Genomic DNA, 12,259 nt, shown 5'->3' with positions numbered 1-12,259 from the left:
TAGGTTATGGTTTTACGTATTGGTTATAAAAAAGTCGCCCTAAGGCGACTCTTAACGGTGTAGAGCTTGATAAACGGCAGGCTTAGATAGCCGTTTATCGTGTCAAAAGGCCTGTTTATTCGACCTGCCAATCAATTTGTTCGCCGGCGCGAATTGGTACAACGTTGTTGTCGCCAAGTGGGTAACTGACTGGCACATCCCAAGATTTTTTCACTAGGGTGATGGTATCGCTGTTGCGGGGCAGATTGTAAAAATCTGGGCCGTTGAAGCTGGCAAAGGCTTCTAATTTATCCAGCGCATTGACCGATTCAAAGGCTTCGGCGTACAGCTCAATGGCCGCATGGGCAGTATAAGAGCCCGCGCAGCCACAGGCGGCTTCTTTACGATCTTTAGCGTGTGGCGCAGAGTCGGTACCGAGGAAGAACTTCTTATTACCACTGGCCGCGGCGCCTAACAGCGCTTGCTGGTGGGTATTACGCTTTAAAATCGGCAGGCAATAGAAGTGCGGACGAATACCGCCAGCCAACATATGGTTGCGGTTATAGAGCAAGTGATGCGCAGTGATCGTGGCGGCCACGTTGTCAGACGCTTGAGTCACAAAATCGACCGCATCCTTAGTGGTGATATGTTCGAGAACGATTTTAAGCTTCGGGAAATCGGCCACGATCTTGCTGAGGATATTCTCAATAAATACGCGCTCGCGGTCGAAAATATCAATCGATGAATCAGTCACTTCACCATGCACTAGGAACAACATGCCCACTTCCTGCATCGCTTCGAGGGCGGGGTAGATGTTCTTCAAATCTGTCACGCCAGAATCCGAGTTTGTGGTCGCGCCTGCTGGGTAGAGTTTAGCGGCAACGATTTTACCCGAGGCTTTGGCTTTACGGATTTCTTCTGGGCTGGTTTTGTCGGTGAGATACAACACCATTAAGGGTTCAAATTGCGAGCCTGCTGGCACTTGCGCCTTGATACGATCGTAATAAGCCAATGCGGTTTCGGTATCGATAGCGGGAGGAACCAGGTTCGGCATGACGATAGCGCGGCCCATATAGCGGCTGATATCGCGAACCGTGTCTTTTAATTGTGCGCCGTCTCTTAGGTGAATGTGCCAGTCGTCAGGACGAGTAATAGTGAGTGTTGTCATAGGGCGATTCATCTTGTTGAATGTTTCTGCTGCGAGGGTGGCAGGATCTTATGTGGCAAGGATTTAGCTGTAAAGGGAAACTCAGCCATTTCACCAATAAAAGTGTTAACGCATGTTGAGTGTCCGCACTCCGTCTTACTCCTATGTTCATAAACCGCTTTTCAGCGGACACTTTCGCGAAAACCTGCGGACACTTTCTAATAAAGCCCTCGGTGTCCGCGGACACTTTTATCTTAAATATTACTTAACTTTATGAAAATAAATGCTTTAACGAAATTGGCATAGGCGTTGCTATTACTGGATATCGATTTTTAATAGTGTCCGTAGCGATGGGCCTATCCAGCCCTCCGACAGGGAAGCGAGAAACGCCATGATTAAAGATACCAGCGGCCAAGATAAAGTCCTTGTGCCATCGACCGCCAAACGTCTCAAGTTGCCTCTGATGATTGGCGGCTGCACCTTATTGGTCAGCGCCTTAGTGTGGGCCAGTTTTGGTAGCGATAAAGTCAGCCAGTCCATCAGCCGTAGCGAGCTCACTACCGCAACTTTGTACGTTGGCACGCTCACTCGAGATGTGGCCACCACGGGCAAAATTGTTGCCGCCAATGCGCCGATCCTCTACAGCACCGAAGAAGGCACTGTGACGTTACTGAGCAACCCAGGGGATAGCGTCAGCAAAGGTGATGTGGTCGCAAAGCTGGAGAGTCCAAGATTAACCAATCAATTAGAGCAGGCGAAATCACTATTGGCGGGATTAGAGAGCGCCCTTGAGCGTGCCAAGCTAGACGCCAGACGTAACCAATTACAAGTCAATCAAACCTTAGACATGGCCTCGGTCGATTTGGAAGCCGCCGATCGGGAGAGCCGTCGTGGAGATTTACTGATCCAATCTAAACTGATCAGCCAAATCGACTATGAGAAGGGTAAGGACGATCTGCACAAGGCAAAACTCAAATTTAAGCATGCGGAGCAGGAAGTGGCCTTAACCAAGGATACCTTAACCTTTGAGGTGAAAAACAAGGCCTTGGAAGTTGAGCGTCAGAGTCTGGCGGTAAAAGAGCTTGAGCGTCAGGTCGATGCCTTAAATATCAAGGCGCCGGTGAGCGGCATTATTGGTAACTGGTTGACCGAGCAAAAAACGCGTTTAAGCGCCAATCAACCCATTCTGACCGTAGTCGATTTAAGTGCTTATGAGGCCGAGTTAGCGGTGCCTGAATCCTACGCCGACGAGTTAGGACTCGGAATGGAGGTTGAACTGAGCTTCGGTGAAGTCAAACTCATGGGCAAACTATCCTCGATTTCCCCCGAAGTGCGTAACCGTGAAGTGACCGCCAGAGTGCAGTTTGTGCAGAGTGAAAGCTTGAAGCTGCGCCAAAACCAGCGGATCTCAGCCAGAGTCTTACTCGAACACAGGGCGAATGTGTTGATGGTTAAACGCGGTGCCTTTATGACCAGCGGTGGTGGTGATGAGGTTTACCAAGTCGAAGGCTATATTGCTACCCGCCGCGACATTAAGCTCGGCAGCACCAGCATGAGTCAGGTGGAAGTGATCGAAGGCGGTAAAGCGGGTGACGAATGGGTGATCTCCAGTGTTGAGCCCTTCAACCATGCCGAACAGGTCAAAATGCATTGATGACCGATAGTCAAAAATTACTTATTAATCAAATTGATGTAATTAACGCCGCTCTGACTAAAAAGTCTGCGGCTAAGGTGTACAAGGAGTTCATTATGCGTACTAAAAACGTCGATCTTGGTCTGTTGATGTCATCCAAATTGTTTGGTGTTCTGGCCTTAGCCTTACTGGTCGTGGCGGTTGAGCTGGGCATAGGTGAGGCCAACAGCTGGTTTTTCCTCGGTTTAAATATTTTGGAATGGACGAATCCCCTAGAAGAAGCGCGCCAGGTGGGTGATGTCTCGATGGAAAGTGTGAGCTTTATATTCGCCTGTCTCAATGGGTTGTTCGATGCCTTGAGTGGGTTTGTGATGGGCCGTTTTGCGGGGTGAGGGCTTTGTGTAGCCGTTACCACTTAAAGATAAGAAACTTGCGCATTTTATAAGCCGTTTGCGCGCAAAGATAAAAATTAATCAAGGAAATTAAAATGTTATCAATGAAGAATATCAGCAAGGTTTTTAAAACGGACTTAGTGGAAACCCACGCGCTGCGGGATTTCAACCTTGAGGTGAATGAGGGCGAGTTTGTGGCGGTTACGGGTCCTTCGGGCTCAGGTAAAACCACCTTCTTAAATATTGCAGGCTTGCTCGAAGGCTTCACCCATGGGGATTATTTTTTAGATGGGATTAATGTCTCCAACCTCAGTGATAACAAAAGTGCCGCCGTACGCAACGAGAAGATTGGCTTTATCTTCCAAGGCTTTAACTTGATCCCCGATCTTAACCTCGCGGAAAACATAGAAGTGCCGCTGCGCTACCGTGGTTTTAGTGCCAAGGAGCGCAAACGCCGTGTGGAACAAGCATTAGAGCAAGTAGGCTTAGGTGCGCGGATGAAGCATTTGCCGACCCAATTATCCGGCGGTCAGCAGCAAAGGGTCGCGATTGCTCGCGCTTTAGCGGGGGAACCCCGTTTTCTGCTCGCCGATGAACCTACGGGTAACCTCGACAGCTTAATGGCCCGCCAAGTGATGGAATTATTAGAGAATATTAACCAATCTGGCACCACGATCATCATGGTGACCCACGATCCAGAACTGGCTCGCCGAGCTCAGCGCAATATCCAAATTGTCGATGGTCAAGTCTGCGACTTTACCATGTATCAACCCAATGCGGCCCGCAGTGCAAGCCATGGCAGTGTCGATAAACTGGTTGCTAACGCCCAAGGCTAGGAGCGGTTATGTTCTTCTATTACTTAGATTTAGCTTGGCGTAGCATCAAAAAAACGCCCATGTTGTCGGCATTGATGATCATGGCGATTTCCATCGGTATTGGCATCACTATCACTACACTCAACATCTATAAAATGATGTCGATTAACCCTGCGGGGGAGAAATCCGGCCAATTGTTTGCGGTGCAGCTGTGGAGCCAAGGTCCAGATGCCTGGGATCGTTTCGATCAACAGATCACCTATCAAGACGGGATGAACTTACTCAAGAGTGATATTCCGAGCGTGCAAACCCCCATGTTTCGCACGGGCGGCGCGGTGCAAACCGAAGATCCGGCATTTTTACCCGTGCTGCAATCTCGGGTTAGGGTAACCAATAACGACTTTTTTCCACTGTTTGGCCTCGAGTTTCAATATGGTCAGGCATGGGATGACAGTGTCGATAAGGATGCTCGCTACGAAGTGGTGTTGACCGATGAGCTGAATAAAACGCTGTTTGCGGGCCAAAATAGTGTCGGCAAGACGATTTATTTCAATGCTAAGCCCTATCAGGTGGTTGGAGTGCTTAAGCCTTGGGCACCGAGTCCAAACTATTACGACCTTAACAATGGCGCCTTTGGCAATGTGGATACTTTGTTTGTGCCCTACAGCTTAGCGCCGATTGAGGAATATGGCAGTTGGGGGAATACCAACGGCTGGAACTATGAAAGCATCAACACCTATGCACAGCGTTTAACCTCTGAAAAGCATTGGACGCAGTATTGGGTGCAACTGGATACGCCTGAGCAAGTGGCTGAATACCGTCAGTGGGTACGTCAATATATTGATCAACAAAAGAAATTAGGCCGCTTTAGCTCGCCTAAGGCCGATGTGCAGTTGTCCGATGTTGACCAATGGTTAGCCATCAATAAAGTGGTGCCAGAGGATAACAAGGTGCTGGTGGGTCTGAGTGCACTCTTCTTAATTGTCTGTTTAGTCAATATGTTAGGGTTGTTGCTGTCTAAGTTTTTACGTCGAGCTCCCGAGATTGGTGTACGCCGCGCTATCGGCGCCAGCCAAGGGCAGATCTTTGCCCAACATATGGTGGAAGTGTCCTTGATGGGGTTATTTGGCGGTTTACTCGGCTTAGCTTGGGCCTGGGGGTCATTGATGCTGCTGACCAAGAAGTTTGACTTGGAGGCGTCTTTAACTCACCTCGATACCAGCATGTGGTTGATAGCGCCAATGATCGCGATTTTGGCGGCGGTGGTGGCTGGCATTTACCCCGCGTGGCGTGTGTGTACGACTAACCCTAGTGTTTATCTTAAGAGCCAATAATCGGGGGCAATATGTTACATATCAAACCTATTCTCAGCAGTTTATTACGCAGTAAAAGCGGCCCCTTGTTGCTGTTATTACAGATCATTTTATCTGTGGCTATCGTCGCGAATGCGAGCTTTATCATCGCCGAGCGCCTGAATTTAATGGCACGTGATTCGGGGGTTGTTGAAAGCGAAGTTTTCGATTTCAGTATTTATCATTTTGATAAATCGACGGATTTAGTCGCGCAGGATAAACGGGATTTGGAACTTCTGCGTGCCATTCCTGGGGTGATTGATGTTGCGCCCACCTCAATGGCTCCCCTGAGTGGTGGCGGTTGGTCGAGTAACTTTACGCTGGGGCCCGAGGAGCGTGCTAAATCCACGCCCAATACAGGCATGTATATGAGTGATGAGCATTTTATCAACTCCCTAGGGCTGAAGTTAGTCGAAGGACGTAACTTCTATCCCCAGGAGATCACCACAGAGTTGCTGGAAGATGGTGGCAAGATGCTCGTCACTAAAGCCTTTGCCGATAAGGTATGGCCGAATGAAACCGCGCTCGGGAAAAGCGTCTATATGGGCACGCAGCACTTTGTGGTGATTGGAGTGCTGGAGCGCTTACAAACGGCGTGGGTGGATAACAAAAACTTGGAGTTTAGCTCAGTGTTGTCGGTGAATTATCCCGCTGATTATAAACGCTATTTAGTAAGAGCTAAGTCGAGCGATATGGCTCGCCTCAAGGAAGTCATTCCCGAGCTGCTGCACAAGGAATATCCGAGCCGCGTGGTCGAAGGTTTTACGACCATGGGAGAGCGCCGTGTCGAGGCGTACCGTGACCATGAGTTAATGGCAACCGTACTGACCATGATGGTGGTGTTACTGCTGCTGATCACATCCCTTGGGGTGACAGGCATGGTGATGTTTAATATCCAGCGCCGCACTAAGCAAATCGGCACTCGCCGTGCGTTAGGGGCGAAAAAGCGCGATATTATCAGCTACTTTCTCGTCGAGAACTATCTGCTCTGCTTGCTCGGCGGCGGCATTGGTGTGCTGTTAGCGATTCAGCTCGGCCAGCAATTGATGAGCCTCTATAGCCTGCCGATGCTGGAGATAGTCTATCCATTGTTGACTGTGGCGGGGCTGTTTGCGGTAACCACCCTTGCGGTGTACTTACCGGCTCGCAAGGCCGCGAAGATTTCTCCGGCGACAGCCACCCGCAGTGTTTAAATAAGTTGAAGGGCATTAAGTGCGATAACAGTAGGATGTTATTGCACTTTTTGTTACTTTAAGGTTAATAGTTTTACTCAGGACGCACATGCTCACATGGACACTATTCTGATTGTCGACGATAACCATGCCATCTGCCAGGCCTTAGGTTTAATGCTGGAGATCAATGGTTATCAGGTGTTGACTTGCCATACGCCCGAAGATGCCTTTAGCCTAATGGCAACCCAAGATGTTGATTTGGTTATCCAAGATATGAACTTCACCCGCGATACCACCTCGGGGGAAGAAGGGCGGCAGTTGTTTTATGCCCTGCGTGAGCGTCAGCAAGATCTACCGATCATTCTGATGACGGCGTGGACCCAGCTAGAAACGGCGGTCGAGCTAGTGAAAGCGGGCGCCGCCGATTATATGGGTAAACCGTGGGATGATGCTAAGTTACTAAACAGTATCAATAATTTAATCGCGCTACATAAACTTGCCCGTGCAAACCAACAACTCGAGCGAGTGAATTCCCAGCGTCAGGTGGCGATCGCCGATGCGGATCTCTGTGGAATCGTGTTTGGCAGTGGCGCTATGCAGCGCTGTATCGACTTAGCCTTACAACTGGCGCGCTCCGATGTGTCAGTGTTGATCACCGGCCCCAATGGTGCGGGTAAAGACAAGCTTGCCGATATTATTCACGCCAATTCCCCCTTAAAAAACAAACCTTTTATCAAGGTGAATGTGGGCGCCTTGCCGATGGAGTTGCTCGAAGCAGAACTCTTTGGTGCCGAGGCGGGAGCTTTTACCGGCGCCAATAAGGCGCGCATTGGTCGCTTTGAGGCGGCCGATGGCGGCACGCTGTTTTTGGATGAAATTGGTAATTTACCCCTGTCGGGCCAAGTGAAATTGCTGCGGGTATTACAAACCGGGGAGTTTGAGCGCTTAGGCTGCCATAAAACCTTAAAGGTGAAGGTGAGGGTGATCAGTGCGACCAACGCCGACCTGGCCCAAGATATTGCCGAGGGGCGTTTCCGTGAGGACTTATTCTACCGCTTGAATGTGATTGAATTGGCCTTACCGCCGCTGAATCAACGAATTGACGATATCTTGCCCTTAGTGAAGCATTTTGTCGGCGAGGGTTTTAGCCTGAGTAAACCGGCGCAGCAAGCCCTGTTGCAGCACCGCTGGCCGGGCAATGTGCGGGAGTTGGAAAATGCCTGCAAACGTGCGGCGCTATTGGCCCAAAGCCGAGTGTTAACCGAAGCCGATTTTGGGTTACCACCCGCCCAGGGAAGTCATTCCAGTGCAATAAGCACTACGACATTTGGGCGAACCCTGTCCGCAATGACACCGATTGAGCCGCAGGTGAAAAGTTTGCATCATGACGGGCCTGCTCAATCGGACTCTAGCGACGCTATGGATGTTAGCCGTGAGCAGATTGAAATGGCCCTAAGGCAACACAAGGGCGTGATTGCGCGCGTGGCGAAATCCCTAGGCTTGAGTCGACAGGCCTTGTATCGCCGCATGGATAAGTTTGGTCTAGAAAAATAGTCATAGCATGATAAACACTGAGCATTAGGCGGAATTTTAGGTGCAACTGCGAACAAAATTAATCATTTATTCAACCGTTTGCTGCGCCTTAGGTGTGCTCTTGACCTTAGGTGTTGTGAGCTATCGTCCGACTATCTCGCCCGTTGAAGTCGCTGCGCCCATCAAGATCCCCGATATAACTATACCGCCCCTCGATGTAGATAAGCTGCAAGAGACTGTCGAGGCAGCAATTAAAAATAACGAGCAATTACAGCAATCTTTGCCATTGCAAGAGCGTTTAAGGGCGGAACAGATTAAGCATGAGCTGCAAAAGTTGGAGCAACTTAAGCAAGAACAGCTGCAAATTAAGCTCTATAAACTCGAGCAACTTAAAGACGGACTCTTTAGCCCTTCAGTCCATCCTGAAGTGCCCCCCATAGCGCCACCCGCTGAACCTATCTCGCTGCCTAAGTTGAAGTTAGAACACGAGGCAGTGTCCACACCGCCAATCACTGAATGGCTATTCATATTACTGTTTGCCTGCGGCACCTGTGCCTTGGGTGTGGCTTGGTTTACCCGGCATTTAGCTCGCAGTCTCAATGCATTAGAGGTTGGTTTACTCAACTTTAACGACAATGACTTTAGCGTGAGCATTCCGGCGAATGGTGAAGGGCAGCTGAAAGCGTTGGCGGAGTTATTCAATGATTCGGCGGCTAAGCTGCGCCAAGAGCGGCAATATATTTACCAGCGGGAATTGCTGCTGGATAAGGTAATTCAAAGCTCTCCGAATGTGATGCTGCTGTTTAACGATCACCAAAAACTCATGTATGCCAACGATGCGGCGCGGCATCTTTTTCATATTAAAGGCAAGATGGAAGGTTTGAGCCTCGACGAGTTGCTGCAAGGCTTACCCGAAGCGCTTGCCTTGGCGCTTAAGCAAGAAAAGAGCGGCCTGTTTACCATGGGTGAGGATGATACTGAGACTTGGTATCTGAGCCGTGGCCAGTTTTTACTGAATAACCAACAGCATAACTTAATCTTGCTCAAGCAGATGACCCGAGAGCTTAATCGTCAGGAAGTGGCGGTATGGAAGAAGGTGATCCGCATTATCAGCCATGAGCTAAATAATTCCGTCGCGCCCATCGCCTCCATGGTGAACTCGGGGCGTTTACTGACGAAAGATCTCGATAATCCCAAGCTTAAGCTGATATTCGACACCATAGAGAGTCGCACGAATCACTTGAGCCAGTTTATTTTCAATTATGCGCGCTTTGCTAAACTGCCTTTACCGCAGCGACGTGAGGTGCCGTGGCAGCAGCTTATCGAGCATTTAACTCAACATTATCCTTTTATCTTAGCCAATGAGTTACCCGCTGAAATGGGCTATTTCGACCAAGGGCAGATGGAGCAAGTCCTGCTGAATTTATTGAAAAATGCCCATGAATCTGGTTCTAACCCCGATGAAGTGACGCTCTCTATTCGCCACCAAACCATGGTCGATGGGGCGGGCTTTAGTATCAAAATCGAAGATCGTGGCAGTGGTATGTCCGAGGAAGTGTTAGAGCAAGCACTATTGCCCTTTTACTCGACTAAACAATCGGGCACGGGTTTAGGCCTGCCACTGTGCCGCGAAATTATCGAAGCCCACGATGGCAGCATTAGCATGCATAATCGCAGCGACGGCGGCCTATCGGTACATTTGTGGCTGCCGCAATAAACCGCGTTTAAGTGTGTATCAAGAGGTTTCACTCCTCAGCCGAATGTATTACCCAAATGGGCTATTTTGCGGTTTTTACCTTAGCTTTTCGGGCTAATTTACCCCTCTCTCTAATGACGAAAGATCGGCTGCCCTGTTACCCTGCGTAAGCGAAAATGTTGACTAAGGGCTGGCCCTTGGTTCGGCTTTGGATATCGCGCAATGGGTGGCTTTCATCAACAGGGAGAGGAAAGTGAGATCGTTAAAAAAGCGGTTGTTCGTCTGCATCTTGTGTCCCTTGCTGCTTGTCAGTTCCCCCAGTGTTTTTGCCGATAATGACATTGAAATCAGTGGATTAGTTATAGACAGAACCTTAACCCGTTTTGGTAAGGATTTTGGCTTTTACTATTCAAGTTATTGGCGCGAATTGCCCTTTACCCAAGGCTTTAACGTGACCCTATATGAGACTGTGTTTCCGCAGGCGGGCACGGTTTTAACCTTAGAGGTCAACGGTACGCGCATCTATACCACGCACTTTGGCCGCCGCGCCAATCCGATTAAGGAAAGCGCAGAGCAGGCCATATTGCTGACCATTGATTATTTAGCTCAGGTTCGAGCCAATGCCATTACGGGTGATTTTTCAGGAACAACGGACGACTTTTAGGATAATAATAATGACTTACAGGACGTTACTTTCTCTTGCCGTGCTTAGCATGGCATGCACAAGCCAAGCAACCGAATTAATCTATACCCCTGTGAATCCCAGCTTTGGCGGTAATCCGCTTAATGGCTCCTTTCTGCTGAATAAAGCGCAGGCTCAAAACGATAACAAAGCCAGCTCGACCGAGAAGGACTTTGTTACCCGCTTTAAGGAATCCTTAGAACGTAACATCATTAACTCCATCACCCGTGGCGTGGCCGACGGGGAGATCACCGATGGGGTGTACGATACCGGTGATTTCCGTATTGAAGTGGCTTCCACTGGCACTGGGGTGATGCTGACCATCACCAATATCGAAACCGGTGAAGTGACAGTGATTGAAATGCCAACCTTCGGAGGCGGAAACTAATGACTCGTTTAGTGTTTATCGCCCTGATGCTGCTGAGTATGTCAGCCTGTAGCTTGATCCCAAAGCCTGACTTAAATATCACGCCCGCTCAAGTTAATCCGATGAGTGAGGTGATGAAAGGGCTACAGAGTCAGCCTGGGCCTAAGTTTACTATCCCTGTGGCCGTGTACTCGTTTCGCGACCAAACGGGCCAGTATAAGCCTCAGGCGAACGTGAGTTCATTCTCTACTGCGGTTACACAAGGGGCGACATCGATGCTGATGCAAACCTTGATTGACTCGAAATGGTTTACCCCCGTCGAGCGTGAGGGCCTGCAAAACCTACTGACTGAGCGCAAAATCAGCAACAAACAAAATGGTACTAAGGGTGATGATATTCCGGTGTTATCAACGGCGAGATTGCTATTAGAAGGCGGTATTATCAGCTACGAGACCAACACCAGCACGGGCGGCACAGGGGTGGAATACTATGGTATCGGCGCCTCAGAAATGTACCGTGAGGATTTAGTCACTATCTGCGCGCGGTCGATGTGCACACGGGTAAAGTGATGATGTCTGTATCCACCAGTAAGAGAGTGCTTTCGCAGGAAATGCGTGCAGGTCTGTTCCGCTATACCAGTTTGAATCGTTTGGCCGAGGCGGAAGTCGGTTTTACCACTAACGAACCCGTGCAATTTTGCGTGTTGCAGGCCATCGAACTCGCGGTTGCCGAGTTGATTGATAAGGGCATTAAGCAAGGTTATTGGAGTCAGGCTCAGGTGACACAACCCGCTGAAAGACAGCAGGAGTTGAGCCAAGGTTAATTCCCGTTGCGATAACAAGCACCGAGCCAGCGACATGTCTGGCTCGGTTTTTTTTATGGTTAATCGGCCTGTAATGCCTTCCAAAACAGTGCAAAGCTGGCATCACGGTAATGTTTATCTTGGCCTAATTCTGGGTTATCGATAAAAAAGCGCGTGGCGGCCAAGTATTGTCCGTGACAGTTTTCCAGCATTAAATCAACGGGATAGTGTGCAATCAGTCCCATTAACTGCCCCTGTTTTATCAATTGCGCGATAAAGCCTAGGATGCTGTTCATCGCCTGCTCACGAATATGCAGTGCTATCTGCGGTGACATAGAATACTGCTGGAAAAACAATTGTTTGACTGGATTTTCAATCGACCAATCGATCGCACTCTGCCAGAGTGTTTCGGCATTGTGTTTAAGATCTTGCCCCTCGCCGACCTGTAACAACAAGGCATCGGCAAATTCTTGCTTGATGGTAAGAAAAAGGTTTTCCATCAGTGCTTCCTTGGTCGGAAAATGATGGAAGAGAGTGCCGGTGGCGACGCCCGCCTGCTTGGCTATCGATGCGGTCGAGGTGCCATGAAACCCTTGGTCGACAAATAAGCGTAAGGCGGTCTCCAAAATGGCCTGACGTTTATCTGTCATGGGTTTAGTGTCTGTATCTGTTGGTAATAAGCTCGGCAT

At 49.3% G+C, this 12,259-nt stretch carries 11 protein-coding genes and 1 pseudogene; 10 read left to right on the top strand and 2 right to left on the bottom strand.

Features of this window, described 5'->3' with window-relative positions:
• Positions 1–115: 115 nt before the first annotated feature.
• Positions 116–1,147, bottom strand: coding sequence for a dihydroorotase (gene pyrC / locus K0H59_RS16515; RefSeq protein ID WP_023269013.1), 1,032 nt, complete (start codon positions 1,145–1,147; stop codon positions 116–118).
• 370 nt (positions 1,148–1,517) lie between these two features.
• Between pyrC and K0H59_RS16510 the strand changes: the two genes are divergently transcribed.
• The 10 genes and pseudogenes from K0H59_RS16510 (at position 1,518) to K0H59_RS16465 (ending at position 11,591) form a co-directional block, all read left to right on the top strand.
• Complete coding sequence (locus K0H59_RS16510) at positions 1,518–2,780, top strand: efflux RND transporter periplasmic adaptor subunit (RefSeq protein ID WP_220053736.1); 1,263 nt, start codon at positions 1,518–1,520, stop codon at positions 2,778–2,780.
• A gap of 95 nt (positions 2,781–2,875) precedes the next feature.
• Positions 2,876–3,151 carry a hypothetical protein gene (locus K0H59_RS16505; RefSeq protein ID WP_041413130.1) on the top strand — a complete coding sequence of 92 codons (276 nt, stop codon included), beginning with the start codon at positions 2,876–2,878 and terminating at the stop codon, positions 3,149–3,151.
• A gap of 95 nt (positions 3,152–3,246) precedes the next feature.
• Positions 3,247–3,987, top strand: coding sequence for an ABC transporter ATP-binding protein (locus tag K0H59_RS16500; protein ID WP_011621658.1), 741 nt, complete (start codon positions 3,247–3,249; stop codon positions 3,985–3,987).
• Between the two features lie 8 nt (positions 3,988–3,995).
• Complete coding sequence (locus K0H59_RS16495; RefSeq protein WP_220053735.1) at positions 3,996–5,300, top strand: ABC transporter permease; 1,305 nt, start codon at positions 3,996–3,998, stop codon at positions 5,298–5,300.
• A gap of 11 nt (positions 5,301–5,311) precedes the next feature.
• Positions 5,312–6,511: an ABC transporter permease gene (locus tag K0H59_RS16490; protein ID WP_220053734.1), complete on the top strand. Its 1,200-nt coding sequence runs from the start codon at positions 5,312–5,314 to the stop codon at positions 6,509–6,511.
• Between the two features lie 96 nt (positions 6,512–6,607).
• Positions 6,608–8,044, top strand: coding sequence for a sigma-54 dependent transcriptional regulator (locus tag K0H59_RS16485; RefSeq protein WP_220053733.1), 1,437 nt, complete (start codon positions 6,608–6,610; stop codon positions 8,042–8,044).
• Positions 8,045–8,084: 40 nt separating this feature from the next.
• The gene (locus tag K0H59_RS16480; protein WP_220053732.1) at positions 8,085–9,740 is read left to right on the top strand and encodes a PAS domain-containing sensor histidine kinase; all 1,656 of its coding nucleotides are present in this window, start codon (positions 8,085–8,087) and stop codon (positions 9,738–9,740) included.
• 232 nt (positions 9,741–9,972) lie between these two features.
• Positions 9,973–10,383 (top strand): curli production assembly/transport protein CsgE, encoded by a 411-nt coding sequence (locus tag K0H59_RS16475; RefSeq protein WP_220053731.1) that lies wholly within the window; start codon positions 9,973–9,975, stop codon positions 10,381–10,383.
• 10 nt (positions 10,384–10,393) lie between these two features.
• Positions 10,394–10,789, top strand: coding sequence for a curli assembly protein CsgF (locus K0H59_RS16470; RefSeq protein WP_220053730.1), 396 nt, complete (start codon positions 10,394–10,396; stop codon positions 10,787–10,789).
• Positions 10,789–11,591 (top strand): annotated as a pseudogene (locus tag K0H59_RS16465) (CsgG/HfaB family protein). Before K0H59_RS16470 ends, K0H59_RS16465 begins: the two are co-directional and overlap by 1 nt.
• A gap of 59 nt (positions 11,592–11,650) precedes the next feature.
• Here K0H59_RS16465 and K0H59_RS16460 read toward each other — a convergent pair.
• Positions 11,651–12,259 carry a TetR/AcrR family transcriptional regulator gene (locus tag K0H59_RS16460; RefSeq protein ID WP_220053729.1) on the bottom strand — a complete coding sequence of 203 codons (609 nt, stop codon included), beginning with the start codon at positions 12,257–12,259 and terminating at the stop codon, positions 11,651–11,653.

This window comes from Shewanella sp. FJAT-51649, assembly GCF_019457435.1.
Taxonomy (GTDB): domain Bacteria; phylum Pseudomonadota; class Gammaproteobacteria; order Enterobacterales; family Shewanellaceae; genus Shewanella; species Shewanella mangrovisoli.
This window is presented reverse-complemented; position numbering and strand designations above follow the sequence as displayed.